We start from the raw sequence: 15,752 nt of genomic DNA on the forward strand, positions 1-15,752 counted from the left end.
GCGCTGTCAAGGCGTTTCGCGCGGAGCGCAGGTTCAACGGCAGGAAGAATGAGAAGATCTCGCGCAGAGGCGCAGAGAGAAAAAGTAGGAGGCCGGCCGCAGACCCATTTGCTTTCGAGCTAGCTATCCGGCCCACATGAGGGCGGCTTCGCCGCACGCACCGCCTCTCCTCCTGCCTTCTCTCTTGCTCTGCGGCTCTACGCGCAATCCCCTTCCTTTCCGTAACTCTGTTGAGGCCTAATCCCCCTCAACCTCCACCGCCGGATCCACCCGCATCGCCAGCGAGGCCAAGCTCTCCGCCTCCAGCAGCAAGTCATCGTCCGCGGCGCCTGACGGCAGGTTCTCGCGCCCGATCATCGAGATCACCGGTACCGAAAGCGGACTGATGCGGTCGAGATGCACGTGGTCGATCTGGCTCGCCGCGCGGTCGAGCACGTCGCCCACGCGGCCCACATCTGTCATCCGAGCCCGCGCGTCCGCCCAGGCGGCCTGGATCAGCAGGTGGTCGGGCTCATACTTGCGCAACACGTCGTAGATCAGGTCAGTCGAAAAGGTGACCTGCTTGCCCGACTTCTTCTTGCCCGGCTGCTGCCGCTCGACGAGGCCGGAAATCACCGCCACCTCGCGAAAGGCGCGGCGCAGCAGGTGCGACTGCTGCACCCAGTCGACGAACTCGTGCGTCAGGATGTCGGGCGAGAGCAGGTCTACCGGATCCTCGACCGGCTCCAATCCCCACACCGCCAGGGTATAGTCGGTCGCGACAAAGCCCAGCGGCCCCAGTCCGCGGTCCTCCATCCGCCGGGTGAGCAGCATGCCGAGCGACTGGTTCGCGTTCCAGCCCTCGAAGGTGTAGTACGTGGTGTACTCCACGCCGCGATGCGGAAAGCTCTCGACCAGCAGCCGCCCCGGCACCGGCAAGTGCGAGCGATAGTCCTGCACCTCCAGCCATTCGCGCACGTCGTCCGGGAAGCGCGCCCACCCGGCGCGATCCGCCAGCATCTCGCGCACGCGCTCTGACAAGGTGCCGGTGATCGGCAGCCGCAGCCCGGTGTAACTGGGGATCGTCGCCGACTTCTTGGCCGCGCGCACCACCAGCTCCAGGTCCTTCATCGATTCGACTTCGAGGTCGATCCCGGCGAATCGGAAGGTGTCGCCCGGCTTCAGGCTGGCGCCGAACATCTCCTCGACCTTGCCCAGCGAGCGACCATTGCGGAACCGCACTTCCAGCATCTCGGAATCGACGATGATCCCGGCATTGAGCCGATGGCGCGCGGCGTGCTCCGGGTGCGCGAGGCGCCAGGTGCCGTCGCGGTCCTTCACGATGCGCTTGAACCGGTCGTAGGAGCGCAGCGCGTAGCCACCGGTCGCCACGAAATCGAGGACGCGCGTGAAGATCGGCTCGTCGATCCAGGCGTAGGCGAGCGAGCTGCGCACTTCGGCCAGCAGGTCCTCCTCGCGGAACGACCCGGCGCAGGCGCAGCCCATGACATGCTGGGCAAGCACGTCGAGTCCTCCGGGGCGAAAGTCCTCGCCGTCGCGCACGCCGAGCTCGACGGCTTCCTGCGCTGCCATCGCCTCGATGAATTCGAAGCGGTTGCCCGGGACCAGCAGCGCCTTGCTTGGACAGTCGAGCCGATGGTTGGCGCGCCCGATCCGCTGCAACAGGCGCGAGGAGCCCTTGGGCGCCCCCATCTGCACGACAAGGTCGATGTCGCCCCAGTCGACACCCAGGTCCAGGCTGGCGGTGCAGACCAGCGCGCGCAACTCGCCGCGCGCCATCGCGCCCTCTACCTTGCGGCGGGCCTCTTTCGAGAGCGAACCATGGTGGATGCCGATCGGCAGGTTGTCGTCGTTGGCGTCCCACAGCCACTCGAAGATGTACTCGGCCAGAAACCGCGTGTTGGTGAAGATCAGTGTGGTGCGGTGAGCTTTGATCTGCGCGTAGAGCTGTGGGATTGCCCAGGTCGCGGCGTGCCCGCTCCAGGGGATGCGCTCCTCCTCGGGCAGGAGGATGGCGACGTGCGGATCGGCGCCCTTTTCGCCCTGGACCAGCGCGACGCTGTCGATGTCGCCCCAAGGCGCGAGCCAGCCCTGGTACTCTTCCGGCACTGCCACGGTGGCCGAAAGCCCGGCGCGCTGCATCTCTGGCGCCAGCGCCTGCAGCCGCGACAGCGCGAGCGCCAGCAGATCGCCGCGCTTGCCGGTGGCGAAGGCATGGATCTCGTCGATGACCACGCGCTTGAGGCCGGCGAACAGCGTCGCCGCCTCCGGATAGCTCAGCAGCAGCGAGAGCGATTCGGGTGTGGTCAGCAGCACATGCGGCGGACGCGCGCGCTGGCGAGCCTTGCGGTCGGAAGGCGTGTCTCCGCTGCGGGTCTCGACCCGCAAGCCCAGGCCCATCTCCTCGACCGGGGTTACCAGGTTGCGCTGCACATCGTGCGCGAGTGCCTTTAGCGGCGAGACGTAGAGCGTGTGCAAGCCATCCGGCACCGGTGCGCCATCGAGACGCGAGGGGCAGAAGGCGGCAAGCGTCGGCAGGAAGCCCGCGAGCGTCTTGCCCGCCCCAGTGTCGGCGACCAGCAGGGAGTGGAGCCCGGCGTCACTCGCCTCCAGCATTTCCACTTGGTGCCGCCGCGCGCTCCAGCCGCGGCCTGCGAACCAAGCTTCGATCTCGGGTGGGAGGGAGGTTGCGGGCATCTTGGCAAGGTGGCGACAGGCCGGCGCTGAGACAAGGCAAGGGGTCGACAGGGCAGCGCTGCCTCCTCTCCCCGCCGGGGAGAGGAGTGCGCACGGGCTCGACGTTCAGCAGCCATGCTGAGCATTCAAGGCATGTCGCCGGCTCTCGAAGCAGGTCCGCACCAGCTACGATGTAACAACAACTTATGTTGCGCCCGGCTGAGCACACCTTGCGCCCAGCGGTGGACCAAATCGCCCAGCCGCCGCGTTGTAGCTTCACTGGGAGGGGTCGGGACACGTGTCCGCCTTCGGGCACGACAGTCCCGCTCCCGAGCACCCGAGCAATGGAGAGATCCCATGAGTGAACGCGATCGTCAGAACCCTTATGGCCGCAGCGAGCAGCAGGGCGGCGGGTACCGCAGCGAGTCCAACTCGCCCAACTATTCGGGCCAGTCCGGCCAAGCCAACCAATGGCAGAGCGACAGCTCCCGCCAGCACGGCAGCGACTGGCAGCAGGACAGCAGCCAGCGCGGCGGCAGCGATGATCACTCAAGCGATTACCGCTTCTCCGGTCAGGGCAGCCAAGGCGGCGGAGACTTTGGAAGCCGCGAGCAAGGCAGCGGCGACTATGGCAGCAGCAATTACGGCAGCAGCAATTACGGCCGAAGCCAGGATTTCAGCCGCGGCGCGTCGCAGGATCACCGCGGCGGTTCCAACTACCGCGGACAGTTGAACGACGCCGACTTGCGCCGTGACCAGCGCGACGCCTCGCGCAACTACGAACGGGCGCGTGGCGGCTACGGCCCGGATCACGACCGCGGCGCCGGTTATGGACAAGGGCGCGACTGGCAGAGCTCGCAAGGGCAGCAGAACTCCGCGACCCGCGGTTATGCCGGCCGCGACTACGATGCCAGCGGCGGCAACGACTTCGGCAGCTTCACCAGCGAGGACTACGGCGGCCGCGACTTCTCCAATCGCGGCGGAGTCTCTGGCGGCGCACGGTCGAGCGAGTCCTATCGTCCGAGCTATGGAGTCGGCGCGTGGCTGAACCGCGACGATGAGGACCGCCAGGGCCGCAGCAATCGCTCGGGCGGCAGCGGACGTGAGGACTACGGCAGCTGGCGCCAGTATGGCGAAAGCCGCGGTTTCCTGGAACGCGCCAGCGACGAAGTCGCCAGCTGGTTCGGCAACGAGGACGCCTCGCGCCGCCGTGACCAGGATCACCGCCAGGATCAGCAGCAGGGCCAGAGCTATGGCCAGCAGCAGAGCCACCGCGGACGCGGACCGTCGAACTACACCCGTTCCGACGAGCGCATCCGCGAGGACGCCAACGATCACCTGACGCATGACCACCATGTGGACGCCAGCCACATCACCGTCAGCGTCAAGGATGGCGAGCTGACGCTCGACGGCACGGTCGAGAGCCGCGACGCCAAGCGCCGCGCCGAGGATTGCGTGGAGCACATCTCGGGCGTTAAGCACGTGCAGAACAACCTGCGGGTGCAGGATCGCAGCACCAGCAGCAGCAGCTATGGTTCGAGCGGGTCCGGCCTCGCCGGCACCAGCAGCTCGAGTTATGGCCAGAGTGCCGGGCAGACTGCCGGACTTGGCTCGAGCACGACCGGCTCATCCGGCAGCAGCTCGGGCCTGAGTGGCAGCACCGCGGCTTCGACCACGGGAAGCACGTCGACGACCACACCTTCGTCGACCACGTCGAGCACCGGCGGCGCCAACACGACCGAGGGCATCGGCTCGACGGCGACCGCAGGCGTGGGCAGCACGTCGCGCACGAGCGACAAGACCAGCTGAGGCGCGTCCAACGCCTGAGTGAAGGAAGGGGAGCCTCGCGGCTCCCCTTTTCTTTGGGTGCGAATGGAGCAGCTGGCAGTTATGACGTTGAAGCCGCCGCTTGCACTTCGACCCGACACGCAAGCCGCGAACCGGTCAATGCCCGGTCTGCTCTCCCCGCTGTAATCCTGACAAAGCCAGCTGCTTGTCGATCTGCGCCAGCAGCCGCTCCAGTCCCTCGCGCGTCTCGCTTTCGGCACGGGCGACCAGCACGTCCTGCGTGTTCGAGGCACGCAGCAGCCACCAGCCATCGGCGGTGGTCACGCGCACGCCGTCGATGTCGACCACCTCGGCCTCGGTCTTGGCGAGCCGTTCCCGCACCTCCTCCACCGCTGCGAACTTGCGGCTCTCGTCGACCTGAAACCGCAGCTCCGGCGTGTTGAACATCTCGGGCATGGCGCCACGCAGGTCCGTCACGCTCCGGCCCAGGCGCAGCGAGGCAGCGATTAGGCGCACGGCGGCGTAGAGCCCGTCGTCGAAGCCGTAGTAGCCGTGCTTAAAAAACACGTGGCCCGTCATCTCGCCCCCGAGCGGCGCGCCGGTCTCCTGCATCTTGGCCTTGATCAGCGAATGCCCGGTCTTCCACATCAGCGGCACGCCGCCATGCGCCGCGATCGTGTCGATCAGTGCGCCGCTGGCCTTGATGTCGGCGATCACGGTGGCGCCGGGCAGCTCGCGGAGCAGGTCCTGCGCAAAGATGCCGAGCAGCTGGTCGCCCCAAATCACCCGTCCTTGGCCGTCGACCACGCCGATGCGGTCCGCATCGCCGTCGAAAGCGACTCCGAAATCGAGGTTCTTCTCCGCGACCAGGGTGCGCAGGTCTGCGAGGTTCTTTTCCTCGGTAGGATCAGGATGATGGTTGGGAAACGTTCCGTCGACTTCGGTGAAGAGCAAGTGGTGCTCGCCTGGCATGCGGCTGGTCAGCAGCTCCAGGGCCGGGCCGGCGGCACCATTGCCCGCGTCCCAGCCGACCCTGAGCGTATTCACCTTGTCGGCAGCCAAGCCGTCGAGGCCGCGGAGGACGCGGGTGACATAGGCGTCCAGCACGTCGGCCTGCGTGACAATGCCGCAAACGGCAACGTCATCCCAGTCGCCTTCGGCCGCCATAGCGCCGAGCGCCTGGATCTGCGTGCCGAAGAACGGCCGCCCGCCAAGTACCATCTTGAAGCCATTGTGATCGGCGGGATTGTGGCTGCCAGTTATCTGAATGCCGCCCTGCACATTTTCCATTGAGGCTTCGGCGTAGTACAGCATCGGCGTCGGGCCGAGCCCCACGCTGACCACATCCACGCCGCTGGCGACAAGACCCTGGATCAGCGCGCTCTCCAGCATCGGCGAGCTGATCCGACCGTCGTAGCCCACCACCACCTTGGAACCGCCGCTCCGCGCGACCAGCGTGCCGAAGCTGCGGCCGATGGCGCAGGCATCCTCTACACCCAGCGTCGTGCCGAATACGCCGCGAATGTCGTACTCGCGCAGGATCGTGGGATCGAACGCGTGAGCCATGCGCGGCGTGATCAGTCCGCGGCGTGCGGAGGCAGCGCGGCGAGCAGCAGGTCGCGCGCGGCATTCGCCTCGTGGACGAGCTCGTTGCTGCCGCCCCGGTCAGGGTGGACCTGGGCAATCAGGCGGCGGTGCGCCTCGATGATGTCCTGCCGCCCCGCGCCGGGCGCCACGCCCAGCAGCGTGCTTGCCCGTTGCTGCCCGACCCGCTCCTGCACCGAGGGACCGGTGAGCGCCTTGGGCTGCCAGGGCCAGCGCCCCGTCACCATCTTCCACACCACCGCCGCCAACGCAGCCAGGATGACCAGCTTGATCACTTGCCGATGCCTTTCGGGCCGCTCACTCGGCCGCGACAGCGAGGTCGGGCTCGTCCACAACCGCAGGACGGGTCGGCACTGGCAGGTTCAGCCCGGCCACCAGGCCGCGCAGCTCCTGACGCGCGACGAGGTGGCTGGTGCCCAGGTCACCCAACTGGCCCTTGTCGAGCAGCGTCAGGCCTGACGGGAACAGCTCGCGGAAGATCACGCGCTCGGACAGACCACCGGCAATGCGGAAGCCCACGCGCTTGGACAGTTCCTGCAACGCGCCGTCGAGACGCTTCATGTTGCGCGCCTGCAGCTGCTGCGTGCGGTTGCGCACCACCACCCAATCGAGGTCGCGCTTCGCCTCGTTGATGGTCGAGTGCGCGCGCTTCTTGCGCGCTTCCCACATCAGTTCGGCGTAAAAGGAGAGCTTCTTCACCTTGAAGGTCTCACCTTCCACCTGGCCGATCAGGTCGAAGTCAACGAAGCTGTCGTTCAGCGGCGTCACCAGCGTGTCGGCCGTGGTGGCGACGTAGCGGGCGAGCGGGTCGTCCTTGCCCGGCGTGTCGAACAGCAGGAAGTCCTGGTCGGCACCGATCTCGGCTGCGATTTCCTCCAGCTCCTCCACGCTCTCGCCGTCGTAGTAGGTGAAGCGCGTGCCTGGCAGCGCGATGTCGCGCCGCTTCTCGGTGTCGAGCCGGTTCTCCATGTAGCGGAACAGCGTGCGCTGGCGATGGTCGAGGTCGATGCAGGCCACGCGTGCGCCCTGATAGGCGAGCGCAATGGCCACGTGGACCGCGGTGGTGGACTTGCCGGTGCCGCCTTTCTCGTTGGCGAAGACGATGCGGTGCGCTGTCACGGTCTTTTCCCTGGATACCTAAAATCGTTGCCGGCTCGAAAGCTACGCGGCACAGCGCGCAACCTGTAAGTCCGATCCTGCCGACATCATATCGGAGCGCGCCGCCGCAATGCAATTGATCCACACCCTTGATCCACTGCGAAGCGCAGTCGAGTCGCTCCGCACCGACGGCGCGATCGCGCTGGTGCCCACCATGGGCGCGCTGCATGACGGCCATCTGACGCTGGTTCGCGAGGCGAAACTCCGGGCGGCACGGGTCGTCGTCTCGATCTTCGTCAATCCGCTCCAGTTCGGAGCCAACGAGGACCTCGACGCCTATCCGCGCCAGCTGGAGCGCGACTGCGCGCTGCTGGACGGCGAGGGTGTCGACCTCGTCTGGGCGCCCGGCGTCGAGGTGATGTACCCGGCGGGCTTCGCGACGAACATTGCGGTCTCCGGCGTCAGCGAAGGCCTGGACGGCGCCGCACGGCCCGGACACTTCGATGGCGTCGCCACCGTGGTGTGCAAGCTATTCAACCAGGTGCGCCCCGATCTGGCGCTGTTCGGCGAGAAGGACTGGCAGCAGCTTGCCGTCATCCGCCGCATGGCGCGCGATCTCGACCTCGTGCTGCCCCATGCCGACGCGATCCATGGCGTGGCCACGGTGCGCGAGGCGGACGGCTTGGCAATGAGCTCGCGCAACGCCTACCTCACGCCCGAGCAGCGTGCCGCTGCCGTGGCCCTGCCCACTGCCATGCGCGCGGCGATCGTCGAGATCGAAAGCGGCGTCGCGCTGGACGATGCCCTGTCCGGGCTCGCACGCACCCTGCTGGCGAGCGGGTTCCTTTCGGTTGACTACGCGGAGCTGTGCGATGCCGCCGACCTGTCTGTGCTGCCCGCGCGCTCGAACAAGCCGATGCGGCTGCTGGTCGCCGCGCGGATCGGCAAGGCGCGTCTGATCGACAACATGGCGGTGGCGCCGAGTTGACAAGTCAGCAGCCGATCCTTCCCTTCACACCCTTGAGCAGAATAGCTTGTTTGCAGCGGCCAGTTGCGCAAGTAAGAGGCGGCGCCGCGACGGGCATTGCGGCGTGCCGTCATAATGACGGCAAAGCAGGAGGGGTCCAGTTCATGAAGAAATTCATTACCGCCGTTGCAGTTACGGGCGCCGCATTCACCAGCAACGCCGCGCTGGCCGACCAGTCGTCTGGCCGCAAGCTGCAGGCGCAGGGTACGCAGGCGATTCCCGTCTGTTCGCGCAACCTGGGCACCGTCGCCATCGTCGAGCCCGACAACCAGTGGTGGCGCGAGCTCAGCCTGGGCAGCCCCGAGGCGATCCTGCGCGTGTTCGTGCAGAAGTCCGGCTGCTTCACCATGGTCAACCGCGGCCGCTCGATGCAGAGCCGCTCGATGGAGCGCGCGCTGGCCGATGATGGCGAGCTGCAGGGCGGGTCGAACCTGGGCAAGGGCCAGGTCAAGGCGGCGGACTATTTCCTGCAGCCAGACATCGTCTCGACCAACAACAACTCGGGCGGCGGCGGCATGGGCGCGGTCTTGGGCGGCATCGGCGGCATGTTCGGCCACGGCCTGGGCGCGATCGCCGGCGGCCTCAACGTCAAGAAGGGTGAGGCGAACGTCACCCTCTCGATCGTGAACGCGCGCACCACCGTCGAGGAAGCGTTGACCGAGGGCTATGCGCGCAAGAGCGACGTGAGCTTCGGCGGCGGTGGCGGCGGCTTCTTCGGCGGCACTTTCGCGGCAGCGGGTGGCGGCGGCTACCAGAACACGCAGATCGGGCAGATCATCGTGCTCGCCTATCTCGACGCCTACACCAAGCTGGTGAGCCAGCTGGGCGGCCTGCCCGCCAACGCCTCCGCCGCGGCGCCGCCGGCGAAGTAAGTTCTGGCGGGACGGGAGAGCTTCCTCCTGTTCACCCCCTACACCCGTTCGTGTCGAGCGAAGTCGAGACACGCGAGCGCTGTGCCAGCGTGTCTCGACTTCGCTCGACACGAACGGAGATGGGTTTACTTTGGCCGCAGCGACAGCCTGCTCTCGGATCGGCCGCCACTCCAACCATAAATTGCGCCGCGCCCCGCACGCCGCTAAGGCGCGTCGGTCATGACCCAAGAGCGCGATTACCGATCCACCGTCTTCCTGCCCAAGACGGACTTCCCGATGAAAGCCGGCCTTCCGCAGAAGGAACCGGCGATTCTGGCGCGCTGGCATGAACAGGACCTCTACGCCAAGACCCGCCAAGCCCGCGCCGGGGCCGAGAAGTTCATCCTCCACGACGGCCCGCCGTATGCGAACGGCGACATGCACATCGGGCATGCGCTGAACCACATCCTCAAGGACATGGTGGTGCGCACCCAGACTTTGCTGGGCAAGGACGCGCCCTACGTGCCCGGCTGGGACTGTCACGGCCTGCCGATCGAGTGGAAGGTCGAGGAGCAGTACCGCAAGAAGAAGCTCGACAAGGACCAGGTCGACCGGGTCGAGTTCCGCGCCGAATGCCGCGCCTATGCCGCCGAGTGGGTCAACGTCCAGCGCGAGCAGTTGAAGCGCCTCGGCATCAACGGCGATTGGGACAAGCCCTACCTGACGATGGACCCGCAGGCCGAGGGCACGATCGTCGCCGAACTGCTAAAGTTCGCCGAGAGCGGCCAACTCTATCGCGGCGCCAAGCCGGTGATGTGGTCTCCGGTCGAGAAAACCGCCTTGGCCGAGGCCGAGGTCGAGTACGAGGACATCGTCTCGACCCAGATCGACGTGGCGTTCGAGATCATCGAGAGCCCGGTGCCGGAGCTGGTCGGCGCACATGCGGTGATCTGGACTACGACGCCCTGGACGATTCCGGTGAACCAGGCGCTCGCGTATGGGCCTGGCGTGGATTACGCGTTGACCGTGTTGCGGGATCATGACGGCCAGGTTCTAGGCCGATACCTAGTCGCCACCGATCTCGTTTCCGGATTCCAGCGTCGCGCTGACGCGATCTTGCGCGGACAGGCGAGTTCTGAATTCCGCGGCGTGTGGAGCGTCGATAGCTTCCATCATGGCTCCGACCTCGCCGGCACGCTCGTCCGCCACCCGATGCACCACCTCAGCGGGTTCTTCGCCGAGCCGCGGCCGATGCTGCCCGGCGACTTCGTCACCACCGACAGCGGCACCGGCCTCGTCCACATGGCGCCCGACCATGGCGAGGACGACTTCGACTTGTGCAAGGCGCACGGCATCGGCCCCAAGTTCGTCGTCGAGGCGGACGGCAAATATCGCGCCGACTGGCCCTGGCTCGGCGGCCAGGGCTCGGTCATCAACCCCAAGTTCAACGCGCCCGACGGGCCGATCTGCTCCGCGCTTGCCGAGGCGGGCGGGCTGCTGGCGGCATCGGCGGACTACAAGCATTCGTACCCGCACTCGTGGCGCTCGAAGGCCAAGGTGATCTACCGCTGCACGCCGCAATGGTTCGTGCCGATGGATCGCCCGGTCGATCGCCAGGCGCCGCTCTGCGCCGCCGAGGCCGAGATCCGCAGCGAACAAGGAGCAGGCGAGACTCTGCGCCAAACCGCGCTGCAAGCCATCGCCGACACGCGCTTCGTCCCCGAGAAGGGCCGCAACCGCATCGGCGCCATGGTCGAGGGCCGGCCCGACTGGGTGCTCAGCCGCCAACGCGCCTGGGGCGTGCCGATCACGCTGTTCGTGGACCGCAAGTCGGGCGACTACCTCGTCGATCCCGAGGTCAACGCCCGCATCATCGCCGCGGTCAAGCAGGACGGCGTCGATGCTTGGAGCGATGCGCGCGCGCAGGAGTACCTCGGCAACGCGTATAACGCCGACGATTACGAGCGCGTCACCGACATTCTCGACGTCTGGTTCGACTCCGGCTCCACCCACGCCTTCGTGCTCGAAAGCGGCCGCTGGCCCGAGCTGTCGTGGCCGGCCGACCTCTACCTCGAAGGCTCCGACCAGCACCGCGGCTGGTTCCAGTCCTCGCTGCTAGAAGCTTGCGCCACCCGGGGCCGGGCGCCCTACAACGCAGTCCTGACCCACGGCTTCACCATGGATGCCAAGGGCCTCAAGATGTCGAAGTCGCTGGGCAACACAGTCAGCCCGCTGAAGGTCATGGAGACCAACGGCGCCGACATCATCCGCCTCTGGGCGCTCAGCGTCGACTATACCGAGGACCACCGCATCGGCGACGAGATCCTCAAGGGCGTCGCCGACCAGTACCGCAAGCTGCGCAACACTTTCCGCTACATGCTGGGCGCGCTCGCCGACTACGACGCCGCCGAGGCACTGCCGGTCGAACAGATGCCCGAGCTGGAGCGCTACGTGCTGGCGCTGCTGGGGCGACTGGACGCGACGCTGAAAGCAGCGGTCGCCGACTTCGACTTCAACGCCTACGTCCGCGCGCTGATCGACTTCTGCAACGAGGACCTGTCGGCGTTCTTCTTCGATATCCGCAAGGACAGCCTCTACTGCGATGCCGCCACGGACCCGAAGCGCCGCGCTTACCGCACGGTGCTCGACACGCTGTTCCAGGCGCTGATCCGCTACGCCGCGCCGGTGCTGGTCTTCACCGCCGAGGAAGTGTGGCAGAGCCGCTACCCCGGCGCCGACAGCGTCCACTTGCTCGAATGGCCCGAAATTCCGGGTGCAGATGCCGACCTCGCCCGCTGGGAGAGCCTGCGCGCCCTGCGCCAGCAGGTCACCGAAGCGATCGAGCCGCTGCGCCGCGAGAAGATCGTCGGCTCCAGCCTCGCCGCCGAAGTCACCGTGCCCGAGAGCGCCCCTCATGCCGATCTGGCCGAGCTGTTCATCACCGCGCAAGTCTCGCGCAGCCAAGGCGAGGCCGTGGCGGTCGCGCCCACCGAGATGAACAAATGCGGCCGTTGCTGGCGCCATCTCCCTGAGGTTCAGGACGATGGCGCCCTCTGCGCCCGCTGCGACGATGTCGTGAGCACGCTGGAACCTGCCGCATGACCGTCGACGACAAACGCGCCTGGCGCAACCGCGCGATCGGCCTCGTGCTGGCGTTGGCGGTGTTCGCGATCGACCAGGGCATCAAGATCTGGGTCGACAAGGGCCTGAACCTCTACAACGTGCGCGTTGTGGAGGTGCTGCCCTTCTTCGATTTCCGCTGGACCGAGAACTACGGCATCTCGCTGGGCCTGCTCACCGCAGGGTCGGTGGAAATGCGATTCCTGCTGATCGCGGCGACAGCGGCAATCGCGCTGTTCGTCACCGTGTGGATGCTGCGCGAGCGCCTGCTGGCCGACGTGCTGCCGCTCGCGCTGGTACTTGGCGGCGCGGCCGGCAACATCCGCGACCGGCACGAGCACGGCTTCGTGATCGACTATGCCGACTTGCACTTCGGCGAGATCCGGCCGTTCCTGATCTTCAATTTCGCCGACGCCGCCATCACCATCGGCGTCCTGATAATCCTTGCCCGCTCCCTGCTTTCGCGCGAAAAGCCCGAGCATGTAGCGCAGGCCGAGCCCGCCTCCGGAGAGTTGAACTGATGAAGACCGTCTCGAAACTGGCCCTGGTTGTGCTGGGCGCAACTGCGCTCTCGGGCTGCGGCAGCACCGGCCTGTTCAACCGCGACCGTCCGGACGAGTTCGCGGTGCAGCGCCAGTCACCGCTGGTGGTCCCGCCCGACTTCGCGCTCAAGCCGCCGCAGCAGGGCGTGCCCCGCCCGACCGACGAGACGCTGCAGGGACAGACGCTCGACGCGCTGTTCGGCGGCCCCTCCGCGCGCAGCGACGTCGAGACAAGTGCGCTCGGTCTTGCCGGCACGTCCGATCCGTCGATCCGCTCGACCGTCGGCGACAACGGCACGCACACCGTAGCCAAGGGCCGCGTGACCCAGCAGATCCTCGCCGCACCCGAAGGCGACGGCCAGAGCGCGCAGGCCGCTGTCGGGGCGTAAGCCCGATCGAAACGGCTTGAGGCACGGTTGCCCTCTCCCCGGACGGGGAGAGGATACGCAGGCTTGGCTCGTAGAGCCTAGACGAAGTTGGAGAGGGTTTGTGCCCTCTCGTGCGTCGGAAACCCCTCTCCGAGCTACGCTAGCTCTTAGCGGAGCAAGCTTCGCTATCCTCTCCCCTTAAGGGGAGAGGGCAAGTGACGTCGACTAAGGCTCGGCCTCACTCGTCCCCGGCAACTCCGTCGCCATCGTCGTCGCCGCGTTCGCTCGACACCAGCAGCTTGTCGATGCGCAGGCCGTCCATGTCGACCACCTCGAACCGCCAGCCCTGCTCGATGAAGTGCTCGCCCTCGGTCGGCACTTGCTTGAGCACGGCAAGCACATAGCCCGCCGCCGTCGCGAACTCGCGGTCCTCCGGCAGCTCCAGACCGAGCCGATCCGCCAGAGTATCCGCCGGCATCGCGCCCGAGATCAGCAGCGAGCCGTCCTCGCGCTCGACCAGCATCGGGTGGTCGCCCTCGTCCTGGTGGCTGACGAAATCGCCCGCGATCGCCGCCAGCACGTCGCTCGGCGTCACCAGGCCTTCCAGGTGGCCGTATTCGTCGCGCACCATCGCCATCGGCACTTCGGCGCGCTGGAGCACCTTCAGCGCATCCATGGCGTCGATCTGGTCTGGGATGACCTCGGCGCGGCGCATCATGCCGGCGATGTCGGCAGGGCGCCCCTCGACGATGGCGGCGAGCACCTCGCGCACCCGCAGCACACCCACGACATTGTCCGGCGAGCCTTCCGCCACCGGCAGCAGCGCGTGCGGCGTGTCGGCGATGCGGGCGAGCAACTGCTCCTGCGTGGCGGCGGCGTCGATCCAGTGCACTTCGGGCCGGGGCGTCATCAGCTCGCGGATCGGGCGGTCGGCAAGGCGCATGACGCCGGCCATCATCGCCCGCTCGCCCTCCTCGATCACGCCGGTGCGCGTGGCCTCGGCGAAGATCATGTGCAGTTCCTCGGCCGTCAGCTGGTCCTCGCCGCCGCGGCGTACCGAGAGCAGCCGCAGGATCAGCGCGGACGAGCGATCGAGCAGCCAGACGAACGGGCCCATCACGCGCGCCAGCAACGCCATAGGCAGTGCCATCAACAGCGCGACCGGCTCGGCGGTGCGCAGCGCCAGCTGCTTGGGCACGAGCTCACCGACGACGACGCTGGCGTAAGTGGTGGCGATGATCACCAACGTGAAGCCGGCCTCGGGGCCATACCGCGCCGGCAGACCCAGCGCCACGAGCCGCTCACCCACCGGACCACCCAGGCTGGAGCCCGAGTAGGCGCCCGCGACGATGCCGATCAGGGTGATGCCGATCTGCACGGTGGAGAGGAACCGGCCGGGATCCTCCGCCAGCGACATGGCGGTGGCGGCCGCCTTGCTCCCCTTGTCGGCGGCAGCGCGCAGACGGGCCGGCTTGGCCGAGACGATCGCCAGCTCGGACATGGAGAAAAGGCCGTTCACCAGGATCAGTGCGGCGATGATGAGGAGATCGGTCCAGGGGAAGGGCGTCACAATGATCTCGCGCTAGCAGACAATAGCCGCGGCGCGAAGCGCGCTGGTGGCTCATGCGGAACAGAAAGCCCGGCAATCCGTTCCGCGCCTATCGTCCAGACGGCGTTAACGTGCACAATTGCACGGACCGAGGCGCACGCCGAAGATAAGGAAAGGGCCTGAACCATGAAGACTACCCGCCTGCTCACCTCCGCCGCCGCGGTACTCTCCCTCATCACCGTTTCTGCCTGCGTCACCGACCCCAACACCGGCGAGCGAAAAGTTTCGCGTACCGCCATCGGCGGTGTCGGCGGCGCTGGCCTGGGTTACCTGCTGGGCAGCGTGATCGGCGGCAAGACCGCGCGCATCCTGGGCGCCGGCATCGGCGGCGTCGCCGGTGGCGCCATCGGCTACCAGAAGGACAAGCAGATCCGCGAGCTGCGCGAATCCACCGCCGGCTCGGGCATCGACGTGTCCGACAATGGCGATGGCATCCTGCTCAACCTGCCTGACGTTACCTTTGCGGTCGATTCGACGGAGATCAGCCCCGCATTTCAGGCTTCGCTCGACAAGGTTGCGCAGAGCATGGTGCAGTATCCGGACAGCCTGATCGACGTTTACGGCCACACCGATTCGACCGGATCGGACGCCTACAACCTCGACTTGTCGAAGCGCCGCGCCGATGCGGTCGCCCGCTACCTGATCAGCCGCGGCGTCTCCTCCGCGCGCATCCAAACGCAGGGCATGGGCGAAAGCTATCGAGTCGCCGACAACGCCACCGCTGAGGGCCGCGCCAAGAACCGCCGCGTGGAAGTGAAGATCACGCCGGTGAGCCAGGACGACGTCCAGCGGGCGCGGTAAGAGGCGCCATCAGCCCGGGCCGGCACACGTCGACCCGGGCTTGACATTTAGAACCATTTAGGTTACATGCCGCAGCAGCTTGAGCAGACTTCGGTCTGCGCCAGCATCACGGCGGGTGCGGAAGCGGCAGAGACGTTTGCCTCACCAGACCCCGCGCCAGCGGTCGGCCGTTCCGACGGGAACACCACCAATTTGCGAAGCCAAGCAGTCCGGCGGTCAGCTGCGAGCCCTAGCCGCCGGCGCTTCGCGAACCCAGGGCCGAGTTCG

12 protein-coding genes are annotated in these 15,752 nt (G+C 67.1%); 7 read left to right on the forward strand and 5 right to left on the reverse strand.

Features of this window, described 5'->3' with window-relative positions:
- Positions 1-237: 237 nt before the first annotated feature.
- Positions 238-2,697, reverse strand: coding sequence for a ligase-associated DNA damage response DEXH box helicase (locus GV044_RS09445; RefSeq protein WP_159868627.1), 2,460 nt, complete (start codon positions 2,695-2,697; stop codon positions 238-240).
- Between the two features lie 336 nt (positions 2,698-3,033).
- Between GV044_RS09445 and GV044_RS09450 the strand changes: the two genes are divergently transcribed.
- Positions 3,034-4,485: a BON domain-containing protein gene (locus tag GV044_RS09450; RefSeq protein WP_159868630.1), complete on the forward strand. Its 1,452-nt coding sequence runs from the start codon at positions 3,034-3,036 to the stop codon at positions 4,483-4,485.
- A gap of 135 nt (positions 4,486-4,620) precedes the next feature.
- On the opposite strand, the gene pgmG is transcribed toward GV044_RS09450, so the two are convergent.
- From pgmG to GV044_RS09465, 3 genes are read right to left on the reverse strand one after another with little or no spacing between them, the layout of a single operon-like run.
- The gene (gene pgmG / locus GV044_RS09455; protein ID WP_159868633.1) at positions 4,621-6,030 is read right to left on the reverse strand and encodes a phosphoglucomutase/phosphomannomutase PgmG; all 1,410 of its coding nucleotides are present in this window, start codon (positions 6,028-6,030) and stop codon (positions 4,621-4,623) included.
- 11 nt (positions 6,031-6,041) lie between these two features.
- Positions 6,042-6,344, reverse strand: a complete 303-nt coding sequence (locus GV044_RS09460; RefSeq protein ID WP_201299041.1) for a J domain-containing protein — start codon at positions 6,342-6,344, stop codon at positions 6,042-6,044.
- 22 nt (positions 6,345-6,366) lie between these two features.
- Positions 6,367-7,188: a division plane positioning ATPase MipZ gene (locus GV044_RS09465; RefSeq protein WP_159868636.1), complete on the reverse strand. Its 822-nt coding sequence runs from the start codon at positions 7,186-7,188 to the stop codon at positions 6,367-6,369.
- A gap of 109 nt (positions 7,189-7,297) precedes the next feature.
- Between GV044_RS09465 and panC the strand changes: the two genes are divergently transcribed.
- From panC to GV044_RS09490, 5 genes are all read left to right on the forward strand, one after another.
- Entirely contained in the window at positions 7,298-8,155 is an 858-nt protein-coding gene (panC, locus tag GV044_RS09470; RefSeq protein ID WP_159868639.1) for a pantoate--beta-alanine ligase, read from the forward strand.
- Positions 8,156-8,298: 143 nt separating this feature from the next.
- Positions 8,299-9,066: a CsgG/HfaB family protein gene (locus GV044_RS09475; RefSeq protein WP_159868642.1), complete on the forward strand. Its 768-nt coding sequence runs from the start codon at positions 8,299-8,301 to the stop codon at positions 9,064-9,066.
- 219 nt (positions 9,067-9,285) lie between these two features.
- Positions 9,286-12,147 carry an isoleucine--tRNA ligase gene (gene ileS, locus GV044_RS09480; protein ID WP_159868644.1) on the forward strand — a complete coding sequence of 954 codons (2,862 nt, stop codon included), beginning with the start codon at positions 9,286-9,288 and terminating at the stop codon, positions 12,145-12,147.
- Complete coding sequence (lspA, locus tag GV044_RS09485; protein WP_159868646.1) at positions 12,144-12,686, forward strand: signal peptidase II; 543 nt, start codon at positions 12,144-12,146, stop codon at positions 12,684-12,686. The genes ileS and lspA overlap by 4 nt, the downstream gene beginning before the upstream one ends.
- Positions 12,686-13,096, forward strand: coding sequence for a DUF3035 domain-containing protein (locus GV044_RS09490; RefSeq protein ID WP_159868648.1), 411 nt, complete (start codon positions 12,686-12,688; stop codon positions 13,094-13,096). The genes lspA and GV044_RS09490 overlap by 1 nt, the downstream gene beginning before the upstream one ends.
- A gap of 217 nt (positions 13,097-13,313) precedes the next feature.
- Here the strand turns inward: GV044_RS09490 and GV044_RS09495 are convergent, their stop codons facing one another.
- Positions 13,314-14,645 carry a hemolysin family protein gene (locus GV044_RS09495; RefSeq protein WP_159868650.1) on the reverse strand — a complete coding sequence of 444 codons (1,332 nt, stop codon included), beginning with the start codon at positions 14,643-14,645 and terminating at the stop codon, positions 13,314-13,316.
- Between the two features lie 165 nt (positions 14,646-14,810).
- Between GV044_RS09495 and GV044_RS09500 the strand changes: the two genes are divergently transcribed.
- The gene (locus tag GV044_RS09500; RefSeq protein ID WP_159868652.1) at positions 14,811-15,485 is read left to right on the forward strand and encodes an OmpA family protein; all 675 of its coding nucleotides are present in this window, start codon (positions 14,811-14,813) and stop codon (positions 15,483-15,485) included.
- The last annotated feature ends 267 nt before the right edge of the window (positions 15,486-15,752 follow it).

The sequence above is a fragment of the Novosphingobium sp. 9U genome (genome assembly GCF_902506425.1).
Lineage (GTDB): Bacteria > Pseudomonadota > Alphaproteobacteria > Sphingomonadales > Sphingomonadaceae > Novosphingobium.